Consider the following 24,494-nt stretch of genomic DNA (forward strand, 5'->3'; position numbering starts at 1 on the left):
CCTTGCCTGGCTCAAGGGGCGATGTGATGCATGCCGCGTAATCTCAATTGGGTATGAAGCTCGCCCAGGTTTTGAAAGCGACGTTCATGGATGGTTGGCCAATCGGGGCGCTCCAGGTAGTAAAAGCGCCCATCGCGCTGGATCAGCGTGCGTCGCAAGGTCGAGTCCCGGCTGCGGTTGATCAGGTATTCCTCGCCCTGGGTGCGTTCGATCGCGTAATCGCCAGGCCTCACCAGCAGGCTGTCAAAGTCTGGTGATGGCGGGCGGGTGGTCAATACGGCGGCGCGTAGCCGCAGGTCACTTTGCACATGCCTTACGGTGCCACCTTCGTCCAAGGCATCCACACCAGGGTCTGCGCTGTAAGCGTCAGGTTCGCCGATCGGGCGGTCTTCGACACGCAGTCCAATCGCGCCTTCGGTTTCGGCCAGCCCGGTTACGCCATGGAAGGTGTTGGCGTGGGTACTGCCGACCAGCGCAATCCATTTTCCCGAGCCGCGCGCGGCCTGGTCTGCCTCGATGATCAAGTGTGCATGGAAGTTCATCATGCGCTGGCGTGCCACATCGGAAACGGGATTTGCCCACGCCTGGCGGTAACTGGCCATGCAGTCGATGGACTGTATGCGTACGCCGTTTTTCTGTGCGCTGACCAGTACCTGCCGAAAGGTGTAGCGGCCCTCGGGGTCGGTGCGGTGGCCGACATCCTGGCTTTCCACGTAGCGATCCAGCTCCTGCGGCATCACGCCGGTGCGGTTGAAGGTATCCAGGTCTGCTTGCTGGAAGTCGGTGGTGAAGTGCTCCATGTACAGCGTCTTTACCTTCAGTTTGCGTAGCTGGCGCATGTTGTCGATCAGCAATCGCTTGCTGCCAAGGCCACTGTGCGCTTCGCCAATGACCAAGCCGTTACTGTTGTTGTAGAGACTTTTCAAAATGTATTTGGAAGAAGCGTTGGCGGGTAATTCTGGTATATGCGGCCGTGCCGGTGTTTGCACTGTGGTCATGAACGTTTGGGCATCGGCGGCCAGTTGATCACGTAGTTGGCGAAATCGGGCGATGGCGGCCTGTCGATCAGGGGCATCGAGGAACGCTCGCGCACCGGTAATCTCATCGTCAGAAACATCCTTCAGTGAGGCGCGCAAATCGGCTGGCACTGCGTAAGGTGTTTCAGCCAAGGGTGGCACGCTTGCTCTTGCTGACGGCCGGCCCCAGATTTTCAGGCTCGACAGCATGCCTCCGTTGAGGCCAAGGCGTTCCACTGGGTGCCACTGGCCTGCACCATCCAGGCGGATGGGCAAGCTTTTGTAAAATGAGAAAGGGTTTTCAGGATCGACGATGGTCCAGGATTTCAGTTCGGGTACAAAACGTACTTGGTAAGGCATCTCATCGATCAATGCGTAAAACTGCCCATCTTGCAGATGGATACCTTCAAGAAACCCTGTACCAGGTTTGCCGCCAAGCACTACATTCGTTTCGAAAGGGCGCAGTGCAGCCCACCTTTCGCTTGGCTGGAAGGGCTGAGGTACCCAGGTTTCAATCGCCTCTGCCACCTCTGAAGCACTTTCATCAGTGGGTTCCCCGCTGTGTTCATGCGCTGATTCTTCCGCCGGTATCGGGGCTTCCCCTTCCTCAGTCGCAGCGCCTGCTTCAGCCACCTCTGCGAACTCGTCAAGGGGTTTGCCTGGTGCGCTGAGCAGAAAGGTCGCGTTGAACAGTGTCTCGATGGCGGCGAAAATGGCGCCGGTTGTACCTGCCTTGCGTTCACGCGTTGTGTGCCCGTGTACCGCCTGGTAGATGTTCAAACCCATTTCAGCAATGCCTGCCCCCACCAGCGCCAACGCTACCGGCCAACTCACTGCCGCCATGGGGCCGAACACCTGCAGGCCCGCCTTCAGATAACCGATCCACAATTGTCTGCGCAGGTCGGCGTTGGAGCGCAAAGAGAAATGCGCATCATCGATCATCCGCTTGCGAGCCTTGTTGCGCAGCCAGTCGAAGGCATCCTCTTCAATGGTCAGGTCGAGGGTATTGAGGCCGCTGTAATCATGGTTGCCCCAGCCGTGAAAGAGCAGATCGATCAGATGATTCAACCCGACTTTGCCGTCAGCCTCTTCACGATCGTCGAGGGAAAAATGTGCCAGAAAGCGGGTTCGGTTTTCGACATAGGTGCAGTTTGTGAGCACCCACCAGAACAGTGCCTGGTCGTTCTGGAAGTAATGTAAGCCGTCGACATCGCCCGGCATGTAAATCAGCTGGCTGCCATTGGCCAATTGCAGGCGAAGGATGTCCGTCGCCACATACCCGCCAATGTCCAACGCGCATACGCGCGTTGCGCCACCCGGCAAGACCCTTTGTTGCAGTGCTTCCAGCGACGGCGGCCAGGTCGTCTCGCCCACCAGGGCATGAGCGATATCCTGGCCGTGACGGGCTAGCGCGGACGAGGGCTCTTGCGCGCAGGCTTCCAGTAATTTGCTCATGAAGTTGGCTTTGGCCAGCGTGCGGAAGTGCTCTGAATGTTTTGCCCAGAACGAGGTCATCCGCGTCTTGAAACCCGAGGCAAAATCAATGCGCCAGAAATACTCCAGCACGTCCTTGGGGTCGAGTCGAACTTCATTGCGCTCGTCATACACGTCTTTGCCTGGTCCATCGCTGTAAAAGCCAGCGAGGTAACTGAGCACGTCAGCGTTGTCCCGGGCTTGGGCATCGAAGCGGTGCATCACCAGTTGTGGCAGGGTCAGGGATTCAAAGGGCTGATCCAGGTGCTGCCAGCCGTTGAAGGTTCGAGGGCTGCTGACGGCGGTGTGGAAACGGTGCAGGTAGACATTGTCGGGCTCGAGTGCTTTCAGGTCATGACGCGCAAGGAGCTGTTGTGCGACTTCGCGCGCCATCTCGCGCATGTCAGGGCAGTCTTCAGTGAGTTGTCCGGCGAGGGTCATCAGCATTTGCTGGTCGCTGGGGAGGGTGTCGGCAAGCATCACGGTTGTCCAATAGAGGTGAAAGGCTGCCAGTTTTGAACGGTCGTGAGCCAGGGCGGTGGTGCTTATTGCTTGTCCGGTCGCTTCGTGACGCCGGGTTTTCACTTAATATTTCCCGTTTGCAGGTGTATCGTATTCGCCTTTATCGTCAGTCCTGCTGGCAGTTTGATTGCACCGAAGCGAGGTACCCGCACCGATGTCCTTCACCCGTCGACAAATGCTCAAAGGCCTCACTGGCCTGGTTGTAGTAGGCCTGGGGGCCGGAGGCGCGGCGCGATACTGGTTGGGCAAGGTCGAGGACGAGAACGCCGGGCACGACTACGAGCTGATTGCCGCCCCGCTGGAAGTGGAGCTGGTGCCGGGTTTCAAGACCGAGGCCTGGGCTTTTGGCCCTTCAGCGCCGGGGACGGAGTTGCGAGTACGCCAAGGCACCTGGTTGCGGGTGCGCTTCATCAATCACCTGCCGGTCGAAACCACTATCCATTGGCACGGCATTCGCCTGCCGCTGGAAATGGACGGCGTACCCTATGTGTCGCAGTTGCCGGTCAAGCCGGGTGAGTACTTCGATTACAAATTCCGCGTGCCGGACGCCGGCAGTTACTGGTACCACCCGCACGTCAGCAGCTCCGAGGAGCTAGGCCGCGGTCTGGTCGGGCCGCTGATCGTCGAGGAACGTGAACCCACCGGGTTCCAGCATGAGCGCACGCTGAGCCTGAAGAACTGGCATGTGGACGAGCAGGGCGCATGGCTGCCTTTCAGCATCCCGCGCGAGGCCGCGCGCAACGGCACTGCCGGGCGGTTGATCACCATCAACGGCCAGGCCGACTCGATCACCGAGCTGCCGGCCGGCCAGGTGGTGCGGGTGCGCGTGCTGAACCTGGACAATACCTGGACCTACCGCCTCAACCTCAAGGGCAACTGCGAGGCGAGAATTTATGCCCTCGACGGCAACCCGGTGACCCCGCGTGCGCTGGACGAATACTGGCTAGGCCCTGGCATGCGTATCTGCCTGGCCATCCGCATTCCTGAGGCAGGTGAGGAAATTTCCCTGCGCGACGGTTTCGTGCGCCTGGGCACCCTGCGTTCGGTGGCCAGCAACGACGCGCCGAGTGACTGGCCGCCCGCGCTGCCACCCAATCCGATCGCCGAGCCGGACCTGGAGAATGCCGAAAAGCTGAACTTCAATTTCGAGTGGGCGGCCGGCGTCTCTGTCACCGCTGATCCGGCCAAACCGTCGAGCATGTGGCAGATCAACGGCCAGGCCTGGGATATTACCGACAAGACCTGTGCCGACCGCCCCATCGCCACGTTGCAGAAGGGCAAGAGCTACATCTTCGAGCTTAAGAACATGACCCAGTACCAGCACCCGATCCACTTGCATGGCATGAGCTTCAAGGTGATCGCCTCCAACCGTCACGACATCAAGGAACCGTGGTTCACCGACACCTACTTGCTGGGCAAGAACGAGCGCGCTCAGGTAGCACTGGTGGCGGATAACCCTGGGACCTGGATGTTTCACTGCCACGTCATCGACCACATGGAAACCGGCCTGATGGCCGCGATTGCGGTGGTCTGATGCGCCCGCAGATCATCGATCGCAGTCGCGATCAGGAGTTCATGCGCCTGGCGCTGGCCTTGGCCGCCGAAGGCGCGGTGCTGGGCGAGGTGCCGGTGGGGGCGGTGCTGGTACAGCATGGGCAGGTGATCGGCCAGGGTTTCAATCGGCCGATCATCGACAGCGACCCCAGCGCGCATGCCGAGATGGTGGCGATCAGGGCGGCAGCCAGGTCGGCCAGCAACTACCGGCTACCCGGCAGCACCCTGTATGTGACCCTGGAACCGTGCAGCATGTGTGCGGGGCTGATCGTGCATTCGCGGGTGATGCGCGTGGTGTTTGGCGCGCTGGAGCCCAAGGCGGGGATCGTGCAGAGCCAGGGGCAGTTCTTTGGCCAAGGCTTTCTCAATCACCGGGTGATGGTGGAGGGCGGGGTGCTGGCGCAAGAGTGCGGGCAGATCCTCAGCGACTTCTTCAAGGCCCGCCGGGCCAAGGCTTGAGCTGCACCGGCCTCTTCGCGGGCAAGCCCGCCCCTACAGGTTCTGCGCAAATCTTGTAGGCGCGGGTTTGCCCGCGAAGAGGCCTACTGGCTTACATCGGCGACGACTTATCCGCTGGCTTGTCCTTGTTGACCCCGGGCACATGCAGGTTGCCCTCGGCCACCTGGCCTTCGAGCTGCGGCTGGGTCACCCAGGTGAGGATGTCGTAGTAACGACGGATGTTGGCCACGAAATGCACCGGTTCGCCCCCACGGGCATAGCCGTACTTGGTCTGCCGGTACCACTGCTTCTGAGCCAGCCGCGGCAGCATCTTCTTCACGTCCAGCCACTTGTTCGGGTTGAGCTTCTCGCGCTTGGCCAGGGTGCGGGCGTCTTCCAGGTGGCCGCTGCCGACGTTGTAGGCCGCCAGGGCAAACCAGGTGCGATCCGGTTCCTGAATGCTGTCGTCAAGCTCTTCCTTGATCTTCATGAAGTACTTGGCGCCGCCCTGGATGCTCTGCCTCGGGTCCAGGCGGTTGGACACGCCCATGGCCTGGGCGGTGCGCTGGGTCAGCATCATCAGGCCGCGCACGCCGGTCTTGGAGGTGACTTCCGGCTGCCACATCGATTCCTGGTAGCCGATGGCGGCCAGCAGGCGCCAGTCGACCTGCTCGACCTTGGCGTAGCTCTTGAAGTGCTTCTCGTACTTGGGCAGGCGCTGCTGCAGGTGCTGGGCGAAGGTGTAGGCGCCGACATAGCCAAGCACGTCGACATGGCCGTAGTAGCGGTCCTTCAAGCGTTGAAGGGTGCCGTTTTTCTGTGCCTTGTCGAGAAATTCGTTGATTTCGTTGAGCAGGCTGTTGTCTTCGCCTGCTGCCACTGCCCAGCGCTGGTCGCGGGTGTCGCCCAAATCGAAGGCGACCCGCACGTTGGGGAAATACACCTGGTTCATCGCCAGTTCGTTGGAGTCCACCAGGGTCAAGTCGATCTGACCTTCGTCCACCATGCGCAGCAGGTCGACCACTTCGACGGCGTCGGATTCCTCATATTGCAAGGCAGGGTACTGCTTTTTCAGCTCGGCCAACTGGTCAGCATGGCTGCTGCCCTTGAGCACCATGATCTTCTTGCCGACCAAACCCTGGGCGCCGGTGGGGCGCGGGCGGCCGTTGCGGTAGATGACCTGCGGGGTCACCTCCAGGTAGGGATGGGAGTATTTCACCTGGGTTTTGCGCCGTTCACTGCTGACCAGGCCGGCGGCAGCCAGTACCGGGCCGGAGGGCTTGCCGAGGGAGTCGTAGAGCTCGTCCAGGTTGTCGGCGGTCTCGATCTGCAGCTTTACGCCGAGATCGTCGGCGAAATGCTGGACCAGTTCGTACTCGAAGCCGGTTTCGCCGTTACGGTCCTGGAAGTAGGTTGCAGGGCTGTTGCGTGTGATCACGCGCAGCACGCCATCCTCCTTCACGCGCTCGAGGGTGCTGGGTTTTTCAACGCAGGCACCTAGCAGCAGAAAGAGTCCGGTTGCGAGAAGCCATTTGGCGCAACGCTGGCGCAAAGCAGTGTGGGCGAACATAGGTTGCAGTATACGCAAAGGACTGGCCCAACCATATCTCGACAACGGTTAGCTTGTCTGGTAGCGGGTTGTGTGGTTGGGGGAGGGGGATTGCATGAGGGCTACCAGGTGTCCGGTTTGAGACATTTAGCGCCTGGGAGATCGAGCGCCGCCAGGTGTCCGCCTTAAGACATTCTGCGCCTGTGAGATCGAGCGCCGCAGGTGTCCGCCTTAAAATATTCAGCGCCTATGAGATCGAGCGCCGCCAAGTGTCCGGCTCGACACATTCTGCGCCTATAAGATCGAGCGCCGCCCGCGCGGCGCTCGATCTCGCAGGCGCAGAATGTGTCGAGGCGGACACCTGGCGGCGCTCGATCTCACAGGCGCAGAATGTGTCGAGGCGGACACCTGCGGCGCTCGATCTCCCTGGCGCTGAATGTGTCGAACCGGACACCCGGCGCCGCTCGATCTCGTCTCAAGCCGGACACCGCTGAAAACTGACCCCGAAGTCCGGTTCCGCCGCCCGGCAGGCGTGGCTTAGAGCAGGTGCCGAAAGCCATCGAATTAGGCTAGAATGCACGGCCTCTAAGCACACCCCTTCCTGAGGCTGTCCCGACGATGTTGATCCTGCGCGGCGCTCCTGCCCTTTCTGCCTTTCGCCACGGTAAATTACTCGAGCAACTGAGCCAGAAAGTCCCCGCTGTTACTGGTTTGTATGCCGAATTTGCCCACTTCGCCGATGTTGACGGCGAGCTGACCGCCGACCAGCAGCAGGTGCTGGGCCGTCTGCTCAAGTACGGCCCGAGCGTGCCGGTACAGGAGCCGACGGGTCGTCTGTTCCTGGTGGTACCGCGCCTGGGCACCATTTCGCCATGGGCCAGCAAGGCCAGCGACATCGCCCACAACTGCGGCCTGCAGTCGATCCAGCGCCTGGAGCGCGGCATCGCCTACTACGTGGCCGGCACCCTGAGCGACGCTGACGCCGCCCTGATCGCCGCCGAACTGCACGACCGCATGACCCAGCGGGTGCTCGGCCAGCTGGAGCAGGCCGCTGACCTGTTCAGCCACGCCCAGCCCAAGCCAATGACCTCGGTCGACATCCTGGCCGGCGGCCGTGACGCCCTGGCCAAGGCCAACATCGACCTGGGCCTGGCCCTGGCCGAAGACGAGATCGACTACCTGGTCAATGCCTTCCAGGGCCTCAAGCGCAACCCGAACGACATCGAACTGATGATGTTCGCCCAGGCCAACTCCGAGCACTGCCGCCACAAGATCTTCAACGCCAGTTGGGATATCGACGGCCAGGCCCAGGAAAAAAGCCTGTTCGGCATGATCAAGAACACCTACCAGATGCACAACGAAGGTGTGCTGTCGGCGTACAAGGACAACGCCTCGGTGATCGTCGGCAACGTTGCCGGCCGCTTCTTCCCGAACCCTGAAACCCGCCAGTACGGCGCGGTGCAGGAGCCGGTGCACATCCTGATGAAGGTGGAAACGCACAACCACCCGACCGCCATCGCCCCGTTCTCCGGCGCCTCCACCGGCTCCGGTGGCGAAATCCGCGACGAAGGTGCGACCGGCCGTGGCGCCAAGCCCAAGGCCGGCCTGACCGGCTTCACCGTGTCCAACCTGCGCATTCCAGGCTTCGAACAGCCTTGGGAGCAGGCCTATGGCAAGCCCGAGCGTATCGTCGACGCCCTCGACATCATGATCGAAGGCCCTCTTGGCGGCGCTGCGTTCAACAACGAATTCGGCCGCCCGGCCCTGACCGGTTACTTCCGTACCTTCGAGCAAGCCATCAGCACCCCGCACGGTGAAGAAGTGCGCGGCTACCACAAGCCGATCATGCTCGCCGGCGGTATGGGCAACATCCGTGAAGACCACGTGCAGAAGGGTGAAATCACTGTCGGCGCCAAGCTGATCGTGCTCGGTGGCCCGGCCATGCTGATCGGCCTGGGCGGCGGCGCTGCTTCGTCGGTGGCTACCGGTGCCAGTTCGGCTGACCTGGATTTCGCTTCGGTACAGCGCGAAAACCCGGAAATGGAGCGCCGTTGCCAGGAGGTCATCGACCGTTGCTGGCAGCTGGGCGACAACAACCCGATCGCCTTCATCCACGACGTGGGCGCTGGCGGTATTTCCAACGCCTTCCCTGAGCTGGTCAACGACGGTGGCCGCGGTGGCCGCTTCGAGCTGCGCAACGTGCCCAACGACGAGCCGGGCATGGCCCCGCACGAAATCTGGAGCAACGAATCGCAAGAGCGTTACGTGCTGGCCGTCAGCGCGGTCGACTTCGAGCGCTTCAAGGCCATCTGCGAGCGCGAGCGTTGCCCGTTTGCCGTGGTCGGTGAAGCCACTGAGGAACCGCACCTGACCGTCAGCGACAGCCACTTCGGCAACACCCCGGTGGACATGCCGCTGGACGTGCTGCTGGGCAAGCCGCCGCGCATGCACCGTTCGGTTACCCGCGAAGCCGAGCTGGGCGATGACTTCGACCCGAGCGAACTGGACCTGGACAGCGCCGTCCAGCGCGTGCTGAACCACCCGGCCGTGGCCAGCAAGAGCTTCCTGATCACCATTGGCGACCGCACCATCACCGGCCTGGTTGCCCGCGACCAGATGGTCGGCCCGTGGCAGGTTCCGGTGGCTGACTGCGCCGTTACCGCCACCAGCTTCGACGTCTACACCGGTGAAGCCATGGCCATGGGCGAGCGTACGCCGCTGGCGCTGCTGGATGCCCCGGCGTCCGGCCGCATGGCCATCGGCGAAACCCTGACCAACCTGGCGGCTTCGCGCATCGAAAAGCTGTCCGACATCAAACTGTCGGCCAACTGGATGTCCGCTGCTGGTCACCCAGGTGAAGACGCACGCCTGTACGACACCGTGAAGGCTGTCGGCATGGAGCTGTGCCCGGAGCTGGGCATCACTATTCCGGTCGGCAAAGACTCGATGTCGATGAAGACCAAGTGGAGCGACGAGGGCGTCGAGAAGAGCGTCACCTCGCCGATGTCGCTGATCATCACCGGCTTCGCCCCGGTCACCGACATCCGTAAGACCCTGACCCCGCAACTGCGCATGGACAAGGGCGAGACCGACCTGATCCTGATCGACCTGGGCCGCGGCAAGAACCGCATGGGCGCCTCGATCCTGGCCCAGACCTACGGCAAGATCGCTGCCCAGGCACCGGACGTCGACGACGCCGAAGACCTCAAGGCCTTCTTCGCCGTGATCCAGGGCCTGAACGCCGACGGCCACCTGCTGGCCTACCACGACCGTTCCGACGGCGGCCTGGTTACCACCGTGCTGGAAATGGCCTTCGCTGGCCACTGCGGCCTCGACCTGCAACTCGACCCACTGACCGACAGCAAGGGCGAAGTGCCGGCCATCCTCTTCAACGAAGAGCTGGGTGCGGTGATCCAGGTTCGCCAGGATGCTACCCCGGACGTGCTGGCACAGTTCAGCGCTGCTGGCCTGGGTGAAGAGTGCGTCGCGGTGATCGGCAAGCCAGTCAACAACGCTGAAGTGACCATCAGCCTGAACGGCGAAGTGCTGTTCGACGATGACCGTCGCATGCTGCAGCGCCAGTGGGCTGAAACCAGCTACCAGATCCAGCGCCTGCGCGACAACGCCGACTGCGCTGACCAGGAGTTCGACCTGCTGCTCGAGGAAGACAACCCAGGTCTGTCGGTGAAGCTGGGCTTCGACGTCAACGACGACATCGCGGCGCCTTACATCAAGAAAGGCGTGCGCCCGCAAGTGGCCATCCTGCGCGAGCAGGGCGTCAACGGCCAGGTCGAGATGGCTGCTGCCTTCGACCGCGCCGGCTTCGCCGCCATCGACGTGCACATGAGCGATATTCTCGCTGGCCGTGTCGACTTCGAAGCCTTCAAGGGCCTGGTCGCCTGTGGCGGCTTCTCGTACGGTGACGTGCTGGGCGCTGGCGAAGGCTGGGCCAAGTCGGCGCTGTTCAACGCCCGTGCCCGTGACGCCTTCCAGGCCTTCTTCGAGCGTACCGACAGCTTCGCCCTGGGCGTGTGCAACGGTTGCCAGATGATGTCCAACCTGCACGAGCTGATCCCGGGCACCGAGTACTGGCCGCACTTCGTGCGCAACCGCTCGGAGCAGTTCGAGGCACGCGTGGCCATGGTCGAAGTGCAGAAGTCCAACTCGATCTTCCTGCAGGGCATGGCCGGTTCGCGCATGCCGATCGCCATCGCCCACGGCGAAGGCCATGCCGAGTTCGCCAGCGAAGAAGCACTGCTGGCCGCTGACGTGTCCGGTTGCGTGGCCCTGCGCTACGTCGACAACCACGGCAAGGTCACCGAAGCCTACCCGGCCAACCCGAACGGCTCGCCGCGTGGTATCACTGGCCTGACCAGCCGCGACGGCCGCGTGACTATCATGATGCCGCACCCGGAGCGTGTGTTCCGCGCTGTGCAAAACTCCTGGCGCCCGGACGAGTGGCAGGAAGATGCCGCGCTGATGCGTATGTTCCGCAACGCGCGGGTGTGGGTGAACTAAGGCGTGTACAAGCTCGCCTTCTTCGTCCCCGCCAGCCATGTCGAAGTGGTCAAGGCCGCTGTGTTCGCCGCTGGCGGCGGGCGCATCGGTGACTATGAGCACTGCGCCTGGCAAACCCTTGGCCAGGGCCAGTTCCGCCCGTTGGACGGCAGCCAGCCGTTCCTCGGGCAAACCGGCCAGGTCGAAGTGGTGGAAGAGTGGAAGGTGGAGCTGGTGGTGGCTGACGAGCTGATTGTGCAGGTCGTCGCTGCGCTCAAGCAGAGCCACCCGTACGAGACGCCAGCCTATGAAGTCTGGCGGCTCGCCGAGTTCTAGAACGCATCACGGCTATTCGCGGGCACGCCCGCTCCCACAGGGATATCACAATCTTCAGAACCTGTGATATCCCTGTGGGAGCGGGCGTGCCCGCGAAAGGGCTCTACAATCCAGCCACAATCTCCTTGCCTGGCTCCGGCCGCTTCAACATTCCACAAGCCAGCAACCCCACCTCGAACAGCACCCACATCGGCACTGCCAGCATCGTCTGCGAAAACACATCCGGCGGTGTCAGGATCATCCCCACCACAAAGCACCCGACGACCACGTAGGGCCTGCTGCGCCGCAATGTGGCCACATCGGCCAACCCTGCCCAGACCACGATGAACGTCGCCACCGGGATCTCGAACGCCAGCCCGAAGGCCAGAAACAGCGCCAGGATAAAGTCCAGGTACTGGCTGATATCGGTCATCATCGCCACGCCGTCCGGCGTCACGCTGGCAAAGAAACCGAACATCATCGGGAACACCAGAAAGAACGCGAACGCCATGCCGGCATAGAACAAAACGATGCTCGATACCAGCAGCGGCAGGGCAATGCGCCGTTCACGGCGGTACAGCCCCGGCGCCAGAAAGCCCCAGGCCTGATGCAGCAGCAGCGGCATGGCCAGGAACAGGGCGCACATCGCGGTCAGCTTGAACGGTGCCAGAAAGGGCGAGGTGACGCTGGTGGCGATCATGCTCGCGCCTTCCGGCAAAAAGCGCCGTAGCGGCTCGGATATGAGCGTGTACAGCGTCTGGGCAAAGGGGAACAGGCCGGTGAACACCAAGGCCACCAGCGCCAGGCAACGCACCAGGCGTTTGCGCAGGTCGCGCAGGTGTTCGGTCAGGGGCATGCTCGCGGCAGGGTCCATGGCAATACTCATGAAGCATTTTCCTTGGGCAGCACGGCCGTGGCCGCATCATTGGCCGGTTCCGCGTTCAGGCTGATGCCCTGGCGGATCTCCTGTTCCAGGCGTTGCAGAGGTGCCTGGTCGAGGTTGGGCATCTCGATTTCGCGCTCCACCTGCGTGCGCAAGGCGTGCATGGCCCGGCGCGCCTGGCCCAGGCCGCGGCCGAGGGTGCGGGCTGCTACCGGCAGGCGCTCGGGGCCCAGCACCAACAGCGCGACGACGCCGATCAGCAGCAACTCGCTGAAGCCTACCTCGAACATCAGGCCTGGCGGTCCGCTTGAGATTGCTGGGCAACTTGGCCGTTCAGCGGGCACTGTTGCTGCACGTGCGCCTGGTCAGCGGCGCTGGCGTCATTGTCACCACCCATGGACTTGCGAAAACCCTGGATCGCCTCGCCCACATCGCTACCCAGCCCCTTCAGGCGCTTGGTACCAAACAGCAAGAACACGATCAGCAGTACGATCACCAGTTGCCAGATTCCAATGCCACCCATAGCGACCACTCCTGTAAGGTCATGAAAAGGAAGGGCAATCCTGCCTTGCCTAGATGACGAGCACATGACGAACGGGCACTGCCATCTACCTGAAACACCCCGCGTGTTGACTGGCGTTTTTATTCCGCAAGCGAGGCACGCACCGATGGGTGGAAGGCAACAGCAGGGTGCGGCCCTGTTGATGGTGATGGTGGTGCTGGCAATGCTGGCGGCGGGCATGGCCTGGCTGGTGGAAGATGGCCGGCGTCAGGTCGACGAAGTGCGCCTGCTGCACCAGCGAGTGCAGGTGCGGGCCATGGAGCAGGCCGGCCTGGCCTATGCCGGGCAGGCCCTGCGTGACCCCGCCTGGCGGCTCAGTCCGCTGTTCTGGCAAGCCTTGCGCGGGCAGCCGCTTAACTACGATTTTGGCGCTGGCCAGGCGCAGTTGCGGGTACGCGACCAGCACACCTGCTTCAACGTCAATGCGTTGCTGGGGGCCGATGGCGAACGCGCCGAGCGCCAGTTGCGTTATTTGCTGGGCAATGACATGGCGGCCGAACGCCTGGTCGATGCCCTGGCCGACTGGCTCGATGCCGACAGTGATGCCCGCCTGCAGGGCGCCGAGAGCGCCCAGTACCTGCGTCAGCAACCGCCACGGCTGGCGGCTGACCAGCCGATGCTCGACACCAGCGAGCTGAACCTGTTGCTGGAGCCGGACGCCAACCGCCAGGCGCGTTACCCGATGCTGTGCGCCTTGCCCCAGACCACGGGTTGGCGGCTCAACGCCAATGCGCTGGGGTTGGAGCATCTGCCCCTGCTGGAGGCGCTGTATGAAGGGCGTTACTCGCGTTCGTTGCTCAGCCGCATTGTCAGCGGCAGGCCGGCGTCGGGGTATGTGGACGCGGCTGCACTGCGTCAGGCGCTGGGGGCGGTGGATGACGAAACGTTCGAACGGTTGAGCGAAGGGCTGCTGCTCAACAGCGGGCATTTTCTGTTGCAGCTGTCGTTCGAGGAAGAGGGGCGGGTGATGCGCAGCGAGTTCCAGGTGGAGGCGCTGGGGGTGGTGCAATGGCATGCCCGGGTGCCGGCACAGCAGGTGCGGGTGCGTAGTAGAGAGCCTATAGCCTGGTAGGTTACCGCAGATCAGGCAGTGCCGATCTCACCACCATCGCTCCGCGGTAGAGGCCCGCGGCCGCCCTTCTCCTCAACTCGTCGTGCGGCTGATGGTGGTGCGATACATGCTTGGAAAGCGCTGCACAAGCTCACACCGTCTTCCAAACTTTTCCACTATTCCGAGTCATAACGATAACGACTATAAGGATAATGGGGCATTTGATCAGTTCCGGTTCGTAATTGTAATGCCATATCTCTGTACACGTTGCGCTCGAGATAGGCGTAAGTTAATGTACCGGCGGCAAAACCGACAGGTATACTTGCTGCGCCAACGGCGCTGTGACTCGCAAGATATATTCCATAACCGAGCCCACCTGATATGGCACCATTTTCGTAACGGGTCATCATAGTTCCCCAGAATTCGGCTAGATCATTTGACCTCCTGAAAATTTCCCTTGCCCCGTGCGCAATGGTCTCGATTCCATTGATCTCTAGGGTAACGTGGGGCGCGTTGGGTGGCGGGGTTTGTCCTGCCCTATACAAATTGATTCTCGGATCAAGATGTTGAACGGTGCTGTTGCCGTTACTGGTACTTAAAAGTGGTCTGACTACAGAAATGCGTGGAAGCTGACCGACCACCCAGTTCACTGCTCGACTCACTCCTCGCTGCACGCTTCGGCTGAACCACTCCCAAAACTGTCCAGTCGGGTCATTACGATTGATGGGGTCGTTCTGACAATAGCTGTATCCGTTGGTCCCACCTTTACGAAATGGAGACTGAGTGTCAGGTTGGATAAATCGCCTCAACGTGGGGCTGTAGAATCGGTGCCCATTGCCAAGTGGGTAACAGTGCAGCATCTGATCAAGTCGTTGCCCGCTATACGCGACAAGTTGTGAAGCGGGCAGCGTGTGAAGAAAACCATAGGGTGTATAGTTCTGTGGCAAGCCTTCAGGAACGATGCGCAAAGCAGTATTTGCATGGTCAGACTGTAGGATCAGGCCTGCCTGTGTGGGGGCGTCTAACTCTGCTAAAGCGATACCATTGCCCCGTAACAATTGACGTGGGCTGTCACCGACTTCACAAGCCAAATGGTCGACTTGGAAGAAGAAATTTTTCCTGTTTGACAGCCACTTGGTTGAGCGCATATGCGTGATCCGTGGAGTGGTAGGTGGGCTAATGATTTTCTACGCGCATGTTGATGTCTACTGGCAGATTTGTCAGGTCGCTTGGACACGCCACTGTGTATGCGGCTTCCGAGCAAAGTTGAAAGAGAACGTTTGCTGATTGCGGTGCAGCCCATCGCAACATAAGGCCGCTCCACGAAATACGCGATCCCTGGTAGGCGCGGGCTCACCCGCGAAGAGGCCTGCACAGCCAGCACAAGGCTGGCTGTGTTACCGCAGGTCAGGCGGTGCCGATCTCACCGCCATCGATCCGCTGGATCACCACCGTCGAAGCCCGCGGCCGCACGGTAGCCCCAGCCGGCGTCGCATCGGTCGCCTTGTCGGTATACGGCCAGTTGTCCGGGTGTTGAATGTTGACGAACAGCGTCTTGTTGTCCGGGGTAAAGGTAATACCGGTCACCTCGCAACCATTTGGCCCGACAAAGAAGCGCCGCAGGTCCACCTGGTTCTGTGCGTTCACCGGCACCTGCTTGCCGCTGGCATCCACCAGGTCGGTAGGGATCACCGCCAGCAACTGGTCGTTGGTGTAGTCGGTCAAGGTGGTTTCGCCGTTGTCGGTCTCAAACCACAGCACGCCGCGGCTATCGAAGCTCATGCCGTCGGGGCTGGCGAACTGGTTCAGTTCGGTCAGGCCGGAGCGGTTGATGTCGGCGGTGCCGGCAGCGTTGGCGCCGAACACGAAGATGTCCCAGGTAAAGCTCAGTTGGTCGTCGCTGTCGTGCCAGCGAATGATGTGGCCGTGTCGGTTCGGGCCGCGTGGGTTCGCTGCATCGACCTTGTCCGGGGTACGTGCACTGTTGTTGGTCAGGGTCAGGTATACGTCGCCGTTCAGCGGGTTGACCGTGGTCCATTCCGGGCGGTCCATCGGCGTTGCGCCCACGGCGTCGCCAGCACCACGGGTGTTGAGGATGATGCCCGGCAGGTCACCATACAGCGCGCCCAGGGTGCTGCCGCCGGTGGTGGCGGTGGCCACGTCCAGCAGCAGCCATACGCCGGTGCCGTCGGCATTGAAGCGGGCCACGTAGAGTTTGCCTTGGTCGAGGTACTTGGCGCCGGTGGCCAGGCGGTCGGCCGGGTTGGCATCAGCGGCGTCCCACACGGCGGTGGACACCCACTTGTACAGGTACTCGTTGTTCGAGTCGTCACCCATGTACCACACCAGCGGCTTGCCGGCGACGGGCAGGCCGGGGGCGCAGCCCTCGTGGCGGAAGCGGCCCAGCGCAGTGCGTTTGGTGGCCAGGGTGCTGTTGTTGTACGGATCGATCTCGACGATGTAACCGTAGGTGCTGGCTTCGTTGCGGTAGTCGTCGGTGGCGCTGGCGCCTTTGACGGTAACGTCGAAGCGGGTGAATTCGTCGTCCACTTCGCTGGCGTCACCGGCAGCGGTTTCCCACTTGTACTGGCCGCTGGAGGTGCCCACGCCAATGCGGCGCTGGTCCTCGGGGCGGGTGCCCTTGTTGACGAAGATGCCCGGCCAGTTCTCTTCACAGGTCAGGTAGGTGCCCCACGGGGTGTAGCCGTTGCCGCAGTTGTTGTTGGTGCCACGGCAGTGGGTGCCAGCAGTGGAGTATTTGGTCTTGACGTGGTCGGTGCCACGCAGCGGGCCGGTGATTTCCATGCGTGAAGCCGTGGTGAAGCGACGGTTCAGCGGGTCGTTGTCGACCACTTGCCAGCGGCCGTTGATCTTCTGCAGGCGTACAACGCCAGCACCGTGAGCGTTGATTTCCTTGCGCACTTCTTCAACCGGGCGCTTGCCGTTGACATCGGTAGTGGGGCCGGCCGGGTGCAGGGCGGCAGTGTCGATGTACTCGAAATTGATTGCCAGCAGGCCGTCTTCCAAGCTGCCGTTGATGGGGAAGAAGTGCATGCCGTCGTGGTGCATGCCCATGGCGTTGGCCTGGTCGGTCGAGGTGTTGCTGCCGTCGGACTTCCACGGGTTGCCGTTGCTGTTCAGTGGCGTCCCCCAGGGCGCCAGCACGTAGGCGCTATAGCCGGCGGCGACTACACAGGCGTCGGTGCGCGAGCCTGGGATGGACTGGAAGCCCAGTGCCAGTTTCGGCACTTCCGGCTCGGTGACTGGCGGTTCGGTCACCGGGGGCTCGGTGACCGGATCATCGTGATCGGAACCACCACCGTCGAAGCAGCCTGTCAGGCCGGTACCGGCGATCATGGCGATGGCGGCGCCCAGGCTGCCGCGCATGACGCTGCGGCGGCTCAGGTAGGCGTCCATGACGTTGGCCATCGGCAGGTTGCCGCTTTGGTTCCGGTCCAGGTTGTCGCCGGTATCTCGACTCATCAGGGTGTCCTTGTGTTGGCTGAGTTGGAGGAAACCGCGACTTTAAGGCGCAAGTGTGATGATTCCTTGGCAGAAATGTTAACGAGCTTTTAAAACTGCCAGTTCTTAGATTTGTGGTCTACAGATCAAATTGGAATTGCTGTCGGATTTCTGCCATCAAACTGTAATGCCAACGCCGCAACATCCGGGTCCCTGAATGGACGTGGATAAGGATGGCGGATGCGATGGCGAGCAGTGTGCACAGGCGCGAAGTGATCGGCTGGATGGGTATCGGTGCCTTGGCACCGCTGCTCGGCGCCTGCACAGCCTTCCCAGGGCAGCAGGGCGGCAACGCCCAGCTCGACTTGCTGTACGTCGCCGATACCCTCGATGCCCGCCAGCCTGGCCAGGCGGTGGTACCGGCTACCCGGTTGGGGCCGGTCAGCCATTTGGGCCGCGCGCCCTGGATGACTGGCCGCAGTGCCAGTATCGCCTACCCGCAACTGGCGCCGCTGCTGGATGCCAGCCAGGCAACGACAGCGCAACTGGGCGGTTATGCGGTGCTCGCGGCGTTGCTGGAACAACTGCGTGGCGAGGCCGGTGCGGGCAACAGCCTGACCCTGGAGAACGGCCAGGGCTGGAATGGCAGTGGCCTGGCGTACCTGACCCAGGGCGAAAGTGGTGTGCAAGGCAGCCAACTGCTGGGCATCGAAGCGCGGGTCAGCAGCGATGAGCGTGTGCTGTGGCCACAACGCAGCACGGGCCTGTATCGCCAGGCCAGCGCCATTACCCTCGGCGCCGGGCTGGCTGACGCACAACGCCAGGCACTGGGTGTGCAAGCCCTGCACGTTTTCGAGCGCGGCGGTGCCCGTATCGCAGTGGTCGGCGTGACCGACCCGTACGCCCAGGATCAGAAAGCCTCACTTAAACAGTGGTACCAGTCTCTGCTGCCGGTATTCGAACAAGCCCGGCACGAGGCTGACCTGGTGGTGGCCATGGCCGATGCAGGCACGGGCCCCGGCCTGTGGCTGGCTGAACGGGTGCCGCAAATCGACGTGCTGTTGTGCGCCCGTGGTCAGGACCTGTGGCCCGCGCCGGTCGAGGTCACCCAGGCCAGCGGTCGCCGCGTACCGGTGCTGTTTGCCGGCTGCCGGGGCAGCGGTGCCTTCCGCCTGCGCTGCCAGCGTGTGGCCGGCCAGTGGCAGTTCGACGGGCGTTTTTTCCCGGCCTTTGAACAGCAACTGGCGCCTGCCGCGCAGCTGCGTGTCGCGCAACTGCAGGCGCAACTGCACCAGCAACGGGCCGGCCACGCGGCCTGGCTCGACCAGCCGCTGGCCCGCGCGCCCCAGGCCTTGTGGCGCCGCGATACCCGTGGCGGCAGCTGGGACTGCCTGCTGCATCAAGCCTTGGCCGACGATAGCAGCATGCCCGTGTTGTTGCCGGGCCTGCGTTATGACTACCCGCTGGCAGCAGGGGCGCCCATTACCCGCGAACACCTGATCAGCCTTACCGGTGGCTACCCGGCGCCAGTGGTCGAGGCACCGGCCAGGCAGGTCGAACAAGTGCTGGAAAACGCCGCTGAACAATTGTTCGGTGACCCGCTGCTGCTGGACAACAGCCAGGACCTGCCGCGCTGGCAGGGCCAGGCCTGGAGCGTCAGCTACAGCCCACAAGGCAAGCGCATCACGGGGCTGGAGCCGGTGCAGGGCCTGTGCCGCACCTTTGGCCTGCAATTCGAAAGCCAGGTCGGCGAGCCACTGTGGCAGCGGGTCGAAGCCTGGCTGGCCCGTCAGCCTGACAACTGGCAACTGGCGCCGCTGCAACTGCCCGAAGTGCGTTACGTGCAGGGGCACCCAGGCTGGCATCCACGGCAGTTGGCCTCGTGATGCTCACCTCGCGTCTGCTCACCGGCGCTGGCCTGACCCTGGCCGGCTGGCTGTCTGCGCAGTGTGTGCTGCAGTTGAGCCGGCAGCCACACCCGGCCAAGGCGTCTGCGGTGGCTGACAGCCTGCTGCCCGGGCTGATGGTCGGTCACTGGCAGGCGCCGCCCGACGACGGCGCCATCACCATTACCCGTCTGCCGCTGCAATACCTCGGCGGCCTCAAGGCCCAGCCATTGGCCGCCAGTGTGGTGGTGCTGCGCTACGGCGAGCAAGTGCGCACCCTGGCCCGCGGTCAGCGCCTGGCGCCAGGGATCGTGCTGCAGGACATCGACAGCGATGGCCTGATTTTCAACAACCAGGGGCGGCGTGAGCGCCTGCCCTGGCCGCCACGCCCCGCCGTGACCGGCTTCAAGCGGCAAGGATGAACGATGCCTGTTAGATACTGCATGGCGGCTGCGCTGAGCCTGGCCTTGTCCATGGCCTATGCCCAAGAGCCGGTGTTCGATGACAACGGTACGCCGATGTACGAAGTGAATTTCGTCGATACCGAACTCGGCGAGTTCATCGACAGCGTGTCGCGTATCACCGGCACCACCTTCATCGTCGACCCCCGGGTCAAGGGCAAGGTCACCGTGCGCACTGTCGACCTGCACGACGCCGACGCTATCTACGACATCTTCCTGGCCCAACTGCGCGCCCAGGGCTATGCCACCGTCGACCTGCCCAACGGCAGCGTGAAAATCGTGCCCGACCAGGCCGCGCGCCTGGAGCCGGTGCCGGTAGAGGCGGGCGGGCAGCAGGGCGAGGGCAGCGACAGCGTAGCCACCCGCGTATTCAGCGTGCGCAACGCCGCCAGCGAACAGGTACTGGGCATCCTCAAACCGCTGATCGACCCGCGGGTAGGGGTGATTACACCGTACCCGGCGGCGCACCAGTTGGTGGTGACTGACTGGCGCAGCAACCTCGAACGCATCGCCAGCCTGCTGCGCCAGCTCGACCGCCCTCAAGAGGCACCGGGCAGCGGCAGCACCCAGGTGATCTACCTGCGCCATGCCAATGCTGGTGAAGTGGTCAAGGTGCTGCGAGGGCTCAGCCAGGAAGGGGCGGTGCCGGCTGAAGGCGCGGGCGAGGCAGAGGGCAAGGACCGGCCGGTGATGCCAGCCTCCGGTGGCCCGGGTATCCGCCTGGAATACGAAGAAGGGACCAATGCCGTGGTCATGGTCGGCCCCGACAGCGAGCTGGCAGCGTACCGGGCGATTGTCGAGCAACTGGACATTCGCCGTGCCCAGGTGGTGGTCGAAGCGATCATTGCCGAGGTGTCCGACAGCAGCGCCCAGGAGCTGGGCGTTCAGTGGCTGTTCGCCGACGAGAAGTTCGGTGCCGGTATCGTCAACTTCGGCAGTAACGGGGTGAATATCGCCAGCATTGCCGGGGCCGCCGCCAGTGGCGACAACGAGGCCCTGGGTGATCTGTTGTCCACCACCACCGGTGCCACGGCGGGCATCGGCCATTTCGGCGGGGGCTTCAACTTCGCCATGTTGGTCAACGCGCTGAAGGGCAAGAGCGGCTTCAACCTGCTGTCCACGCCCACCTTGCTGACCCTGGACAACGCCGAGGCATCGATCCTGGTTGGCCAGGAAGTGCCCTTCGTCACCGGCTCCGTGACGCAGAACAACGCCAACCCGTACCAGACCATCGAGCGCAAGGAAGTCGGGGTGAAGCTGCGCATCAAGCCGCAGATCAATGTCGACAACAGCGTGCGCCTGGACATCGTTCAGGAGGTGTCGTCGATTGCCGACACCAGCTCGGCCAGCGACGTGATCACCAACAAGCGCGAGATCAAGACCAAGGTCATGGTCGAGGACAACGGCCTGGTGATACTTGGCGGCCTGATCAGCGACGAGTTGAGTACCAGCAACCAGCGTGTGCCGCTGCTCGGCGACATTCCTTATCTTGGCCGGCTGTTCCGCTCCGATGCCACCAGAAACACCAAGCAGAACCTGATGGTGTTCATCCGCCCGCGCATTCTGCGCGACGGCCCGAGCCTGGCGGGCCTCAGTGAAGACAAGTACCGCACCCTGCAGCAGACCACACCGCTGCAATTGCCGGACCTTGCAGAGGGCGCGCGGCTGTTGCAGGTATTCCCCGCCAGCCGCGCACGCCTGGAAGGCGGTGACTGGTGATGCTGCCCTATCGCCAGGCACGGCAGAGCGGAGTGGCCATGGCCCCGGCAGAGCAGGGCTGGCAGCTATGGCTGCGGCCCGACGCCGACAATGCCCAGTTGCAGGAGTTGCTGCGTGTGCATGGCCAGCCAAGCCTGCTCGAATACCTGGAACCTTCGCTGTTCGACGAGCGCCTTGGCCAGCTGTACCAGGCTGGCGATGCCGCCACCGAAGCGCTGATCGAAGGCATTGGCGACCAGGTCGACCTGGATAGCCTGATGAGCGAGATGCCGCGCATCGAAGACCTGCTTGAAAGCGACGACGAAGCCCCGGTGATCCGCCTGATCAACGGCCTGTTCGGCCAGGCGCTGCGGCTGCGCGCCTCGGACATCCATATCGAGACCTTCGAGCAGAGCCTGGTGGTGCGTTTGCGGGTCGATGGCCACCTGCGTGAGGTGCTGCGCCCTCCACGTGCGTTGTCGGCCATGCTGGTATCACGGATCAAGGTCATGGCCCGCCTGGACATTGCTGAAAAGCGTCAGCCCCAGGACGGCCGCATCACCTTGCGCGCGGCGGGGCGCGAAGTGGACGTACGGGTCTCGACCTTGCCCGGCATCCACGGCGAGCGGGTGGTGATGCGCGTGCTCGACAAGCAGGCCAGCCTGCTGGCGCTGGATAACCTGGGTATGCCGGCAGCGGTATTGCAGGGCCTGCGCAGTTGCCTGGCGCGGCCCAACGGCATCGTGTTGTCCACCGGGCCGACCGGTTCGGGCAAGACCACGACCCTGTACGCCAGCCTGAACAGCCTCAACGACGGCAGCCGCAACATCCTCACCGTCGAGGACCCGGTGGAGTACGCCATCGCCGGCATTGGCCAAACCGCCATCAACCCGCGTGCCGGGCTGACGTTTGCCAGTGGCCTGCGCGCCATCCTGCGTCAGGACCCTGACGTGATCATGCTCGGCGAAATCCGCGATCAGGAGACTGCGCAGATCGCCGTGCAGGCCAGCCTCACCGGCCACCTGGTGCTGTCGACCTTGCACACCAACAGCGCGGTAGGCGCAGTGACCCGCCTGCGCGACATGGGCATCGAGCCCTTCCTGATCGCCTCGTGCCTGCGCGGCGTCCTGGCCCAGCGCCTGGTGCGGCGTTTGTGCGGCTGTGCGGTGGCGCACCCGCTACAGGCCGCCGAGCGCGAGCTGTGGCCCGAGCTGGCGGCACTGGACAGCACTTATCATGCCGTGGGCTGCGAGCAGTGCCAGGGCAGCGGTTATATCGGGCGACTGGGGCTGTACGAATTCATCGAGCTGGACGCTGGGCTCATCGGCCTGTTGTACGACGGCGCCAGTGAGCTGGCCATGCAGGACTATCTGGCTGACCGGCGCCAAAGCCTGGTGGCGATGGCCAGCGATTGCCTGGCCCGCGGTGAGACCAGCCTGGCCGAAGTGCTGCGCGTGGTGCAGGGCTAAGGCATGCCGACCTATCGCTACCAGGCCGTTGACCTCGCCGGCAAATCGCACAAGGCCAGCCTGCAGGCTGACAGTGAACGCCACGCCCGCCAGCTGTTGCGCGAGCAGGGCCTGTTCGCCCGCCAGTTGCAGCGTCATGACGCCGGCAGCCGACAACCTCGACGCCAGCGCCTGAGCCGCGCCCAGCTGTGTGAGCTGACCCGTCAGCTGGCCACCTTGACCGGGGCCGGCATTCCCTTGGTCGATGCCCTTGCCACCCTTGAACGGCAACTGCGTCAGCCTGCCCTGCACAGTGTGCTGGTGGCCTTGCGCGGCTCACTCGCCGAAGGCCTGGGCCTGGCCCGCAGCATGGCCCGGCAGGGCGCACCGTTTACTGGCCTGTACTGCGCGCTGGTCGAGGCCGGCGAACGTTCCGGGCACCTGGCCCAGGTGCTGACCCGCTTGGCCGACCACCTGGAGCAGGTGCAACGCCAGCAACACAAGGCCCGCACAGCGCTGATCTACCCCGCTGTGCTGATGGGTGTGTCGCTGGCAGTGGTGATGGGCCTGATGACGTTCGTCGTGCCCAAACTCACCGAGCAATTCGCCCACGCCGGGCAAAGCCTGCCGCTGATCACCTCGTTGCTGATCGGCCTGAGCCAGGGGCTGGTGCACGCCGGGCCCTGGTTGTTAGGGGGGGCGCTGTTGCTCGGGGGGCTGGGCAGCTGGCTGCTGCGCAAACCGCACTGGTGCCTGCGTCGCGACCAGCTGCTGCTGCGCCTGCCGCGTATTGGCAGCCTGCTGCAGGTGCTGGAGAGCGCGCGCCTTGCGCGCAGCCTGGCGATTCTCTGTGGCAGTGGCGTGGCCCTGCTCGAAGCCTTGCAAGTGGCCACCGAAACCATCGGCAACCGGCGTATCCGCCTGGCCATGGAGCAGGTGCGCCAACACGTGCAGGGCGGCACCAGCCTGCACCGTGCGCTGGATGCCAGCCAGCAATTCCCGCCGCTGCTGGTGAACATGGTCGGCAGCGGCGAGGCCAGCGGCACCCTGGCGGACATGCTCGAGCGCGTGGCCGACGACCAGGAGCGCGGCTTTGCCCGCCAGGTCGATACCGCCATGGCGCTGTTCGAACCCCTGATGATCCTGGTGATGGGCGCCGTGGTGCTGTTCATCGTGCTGGCGGTGCTGCTGCCGATCATGCAACTCAACCAGGGCCTGCAATTGTGACGACAAGGAGTATTGCCATGCAGCATCGACGTAACCGCCAACGCGGCTTCACCCTCATGGAGATCATGGTGGTGATCTTCATCATCGGCCTGCTGATCGCCGTGGTGGCGCCCAGCGTGCTGGGCAACCAGGACAAGGCCATGAAGCAGAAGGTGATGGCCGACCTGGCCACTCTGGAGCAGGCGCTGGACATGTACCGGCTGGACAACCTGCGCTTCCCCAGCAGCGAACAGGGCCTGGCCGCGCTGGTGAAAAAGCCGGCTCAGGAGCCAGTGCCTCGGGCCTGGCGCAGTGATGGCTACGTGCGTCGCCTGCCGGAGGACCCGTGGGGCACCCCGTACCAGTACCGCATGCCTGGGGAACATGGCCGGGTCGATGTGTACTCGCTGGGTGCCGATGGCCTGCCGGGCGGCGAAGGCCAGGATGCCGACCTGGGTAACTGGGCGCTGTAA

General features: G+C 63.3%; 18 protein-coding genes. 11 read left to right on the plus strand and 7 right to left on the minus strand.

The genetic code is table 11. The features are described from left to right. Nucleotides 1-11: 11 nt before the first annotated feature. The gene (locus LMH93_RS05510; RefSeq protein ID WP_230064900.1) at nt 12-2,969 is read right to left on the minus strand and encodes a membrane-targeted effector domain-containing toxin; all 2,958 of its coding nucleotides are present in this window, start codon (nt 2,967-2,969) and stop codon (nt 12-14) included. Between the two features lie 196 nt (nt 2,970-3,165). Here LMH93_RS05510 and LMH93_RS05515 point away from each other — a divergent pair, with 196 nt between their 5' ends. After that, the gene (locus tag LMH93_RS05515) at nt 3,166-4,545 is read left to right on the plus strand and encodes a multicopper oxidase family protein (protein WP_003255022.1); all 1,380 of its coding nucleotides are present in this window, start codon (nt 3,166-3,168) and stop codon (nt 4,543-4,545) included. Then, nucleotides 4,545-5,024 carry a tRNA adenosine(34) deaminase TadA gene (gene tadA / locus LMH93_RS05520; protein WP_003255021.1) on the plus strand — a complete coding sequence of 160 codons (480 nt, stop codon included), beginning with the start codon at nt 4,545-4,547 and terminating at the stop codon, nt 5,022-5,024. Before LMH93_RS05515 ends, tadA begins: the two co-directional genes overlap by 1 nt. Nucleotides 5,025-5,115: 91 nt before the next feature. Here tadA and mltF read toward each other — a convergent pair whose 3' ends face one another. Continuing rightward, nucleotides 5,116-6,573 carry a membrane-bound lytic murein transglycosylase MltF gene (gene mltF / locus LMH93_RS05525; RefSeq protein ID WP_003255019.1) on the minus strand — a complete coding sequence of 486 codons (1,458 nt, stop codon included), beginning with the start codon at nt 6,571-6,573 and terminating at the stop codon, nt 5,116-5,118. A gap of 597 nt (nt 6,574-7,170) precedes the next feature. Here mltF and purL point away from each other — a divergent pair. Continuing rightward, a complete protein-coding gene (purL, locus tag LMH93_RS05530; protein WP_230064901.1) occupies nt 7,171-11,070 on the plus strand; it encodes a phosphoribosylformylglycinamidine synthase in 3,900 nt (1,299 codons plus the stop codon). Nucleotides 11,071-11,073: 3 nt separating this feature from the next. Continuing rightward, nucleotides 11,074-11,385, plus strand: coding sequence for an NIF3 1 (locus LMH93_RS05535; protein WP_012051368.1), 312 nt, complete (start codon nt 11,074-11,076; stop codon nt 11,383-11,385). 103 nt (nt 11,386-11,488) lie between these two features. Here LMH93_RS05535 and tatC read toward each other — a convergent pair whose 3' ends face one another. The 3 genes from tatC to tatA are packed head-to-tail and all read right to left on the minus strand — an operon-like array spanning nt 11,489 to nt 12,770. After that, complete coding sequence (tatC, locus tag LMH93_RS05540; protein ID WP_230064902.1) at nt 11,489-12,250, minus strand: twin-arginine translocase subunit TatC; 762 nt, start codon at nt 12,248-12,250, stop codon at nt 11,489-11,491. Next, nucleotides 12,247-12,537, minus strand: a complete 291-nt coding sequence (gene tatB / locus LMH93_RS05545; protein ID WP_003255013.1) for a Sec-independent protein translocase protein TatB — start codon at nt 12,535-12,537, stop codon at nt 12,247-12,249. Before tatB ends, tatC begins: the two co-directional genes overlap by 4 nt. Beyond that, a complete protein-coding gene (gene tatA / locus LMH93_RS05550; RefSeq protein WP_003255011.1) occupies nt 12,537-12,770 on the minus strand; it encodes a twin-arginine translocase TatA/TatE family subunit in 234 nt (77 codons plus the stop codon). Before tatA ends, tatB begins: the two co-directional genes overlap by 1 nt. Before the next feature lie 145 nt (nt 12,771-12,915). Between tatA and gspK the strand changes: the two genes are divergently transcribed. Next, nucleotides 12,916-13,881 (plus strand): type II secretion system minor pseudopilin GspK, encoded by a 966-nt coding sequence (gspK, locus tag LMH93_RS05555; protein ID WP_004575684.1) that lies wholly within the window; start codon nt 12,916-12,918, stop codon nt 13,879-13,881. Between the two features lie 155 nt (nt 13,882-14,036). Here gspK and LMH93_RS05560 read toward each other — a convergent pair whose 3' ends face one another. Together LMH93_RS05560 and LMH93_RS05565 are read right to left on the minus strand one after the other, a co-directional pair. Beyond that, a complete protein-coding gene (locus tag LMH93_RS05560) occupies nt 14,037-15,008 on the minus strand; it encodes an RHS repeat-associated core domain-containing protein (protein WP_004575683.1) in 972 nt (323 codons plus the stop codon). Nucleotides 15,009-15,267: 259 nt separating this feature from the next. Then, a complete protein-coding gene (locus LMH93_RS05565) occupies nt 15,268-17,343 on the minus strand; it encodes a PhoX family protein (RefSeq protein WP_230064903.1) in 2,076 nt (691 codons plus the stop codon). 224 nt (nt 17,344-17,567) lie between these two features. On the opposite strand from LMH93_RS05565, the gene LMH93_RS05570 reads away from it, so the two are divergent. From LMH93_RS05570 to gspG, 6 genes are read left to right on the plus strand one after another with little or no spacing between them, the layout of a single operon-like run. Then, a complete protein-coding gene (locus LMH93_RS05570; RefSeq protein WP_230064904.1) occupies nt 17,568-19,208 on the plus strand; it encodes a lipoprotein UxpA in 1,641 nt (546 codons plus the stop codon). Beyond that, complete coding sequence (locus LMH93_RS05575; protein WP_070095972.1) at nt 19,208-19,630, plus strand: pilus assembly protein PilZ; 423 nt, start codon at nt 19,208-19,210, stop codon at nt 19,628-19,630. The genes LMH93_RS05570 and LMH93_RS05575 overlap by 1 nt, the downstream gene beginning before the upstream one ends. A 21-nt stretch (nt 19,631-19,651) precedes the next feature. Further along, complete coding sequence (gene gspD, locus LMH93_RS05580) at nt 19,652-21,388, plus strand: type II secretion system secretin GspD (RefSeq protein WP_003255003.1); 1,737 nt, start codon at nt 19,652-19,654, stop codon at nt 21,386-21,388. Beyond that, a complete protein-coding gene (locus LMH93_RS05585) occupies nt 21,388-22,836 on the plus strand; it encodes a GspE/PulE family protein (RefSeq protein WP_003255001.1) in 1,449 nt (482 codons plus the stop codon). The genes gspD and LMH93_RS05585 overlap by 1 nt, the downstream gene beginning before the upstream one ends. Nucleotides 22,837-22,839: 3 nt before the next feature. Further along, complete coding sequence (gene gspF / locus LMH93_RS05590) at nt 22,840-24,042, plus strand: type II secretion system inner membrane protein GspF (protein WP_230064905.1); 1,203 nt, start codon at nt 22,840-22,842, stop codon at nt 24,040-24,042. Nucleotides 24,043-24,059: 17 nt separating this feature from the next. Continuing rightward, nucleotides 24,060-24,494, plus strand: a complete 435-nt coding sequence (gene gspG / locus LMH93_RS05595; RefSeq protein ID WP_004575677.1) for a type II secretion system major pseudopilin GspG — start codon at nt 24,060-24,062, stop codon at nt 24,492-24,494.

It is taken from the genome of Pseudomonas sp. CIP-10, assembly GCF_020911845.1.
In the GTDB taxonomy this organism is placed as follows: Bacteria; Pseudomonadota; Gammaproteobacteria; order Pseudomonadales; family Pseudomonadaceae; genus Aquipseudomonas; species Aquipseudomonas alloputida.

Bases quoted from the DNA above. Each gene is read 5' to 3' on its own strand.
- LMH93_RS05515 (WP_003255022.1), top strand. From the start codon at position 3,166: ATGTCCTTCACCCGTCGACAAATGCTCAAAGGCCTCACTGGCCTGGTT.
- tatA (WP_003255011.1), bottom strand. From the start codon at position 12,770: ATGGGTGGCATTGGAATCTGGCAACTGGTGATCGTACTGCTGATCGTG.
- LMH93_RS05570 (WP_230064904.1), top strand. From the start codon at position 17,568: ATGGCGAGCAGTGTGCACAGGCGCGAAGTGATCGGCTGGATGGGTATC.
- LMH93_RS05585 (WP_003255001.1), top strand. From the start codon at position 21,388: ATGCTGCCCTATCGCCAGGCACGGCAGAGCGGAGTGGCCATGGCCCCG.
- LMH93_RS05510 (WP_230064900.1), bottom strand. From the start codon at position 2,969: ATGCTTGCCGACACCCTCCCCAGCGACCAGCAAATGCTGATGACCCTC.
- gspD (WP_003255003.1), top strand. From the start codon at position 19,652: ATGGCGGCTGCGCTGAGCCTGGCCTTGTCCATGGCCTATGCCCAAGAG.
- gspG (WP_004575677.1), top strand. From the start codon at position 24,060: ATGCAGCATCGACGTAACCGCCAACGCGGCTTCACCCTCATGGAGATC.
- gspF (WP_230064905.1), top strand. From the start codon at position 22,840: ATGCCGACCTATCGCTACCAGGCCGTTGACCTCGCCGGCAAATCGCAC.
- LMH93_RS05560 (WP_004575683.1), bottom strand. From the start codon at position 15,008: ATGCGCTCAACCAAGTGGCTGTCAAACAGGAAAAATTTCTTCTTCCAA.
- purL (WP_230064901.1), top strand. From the start codon at position 7,171: ATGTTGATCCTGCGCGGCGCTCCTGCCCTTTCTGCCTTTCGCCACGGT.
- tatC (WP_230064902.1), bottom strand. From the start codon at position 12,250: ATGAGTATTGCCATGGACCCTGCCGCGAGCATGCCCCTGACCGAACAC.
- tatB (WP_003255013.1), bottom strand. From the start codon at position 12,537: ATGTTCGAGGTAGGCTTCAGCGAGTTGCTGCTGATCGGCGTCGTCGCG.
- gspK (WP_004575684.1), top strand. From the start codon at position 12,916: ATGGGTGGAAGGCAACAGCAGGGTGCGGCCCTGTTGATGGTGATGGTG.
- mltF (WP_003255019.1), bottom strand. From the start codon at position 6,573: ATGTTCGCCCACACTGCTTTGCGCCAGCGTTGCGCCAAATGGCTTCTC.
- LMH93_RS05565 (WP_230064903.1), bottom strand. From the start codon at position 17,343: ATGAGTCGAGATACCGGCGACAACCTGGACCGGAACCAAAGCGGCAAC.
- LMH93_RS05575 (WP_070095972.1), top strand. From the start codon at position 19,208: ATGCTCACCTCGCGTCTGCTCACCGGCGCTGGCCTGACCCTGGCCGGC.
- tadA (WP_003255021.1), top strand. From the start codon at position 4,545: ATGCGCCCGCAGATCATCGATCGCAGTCGCGATCAGGAGTTCATGCGC.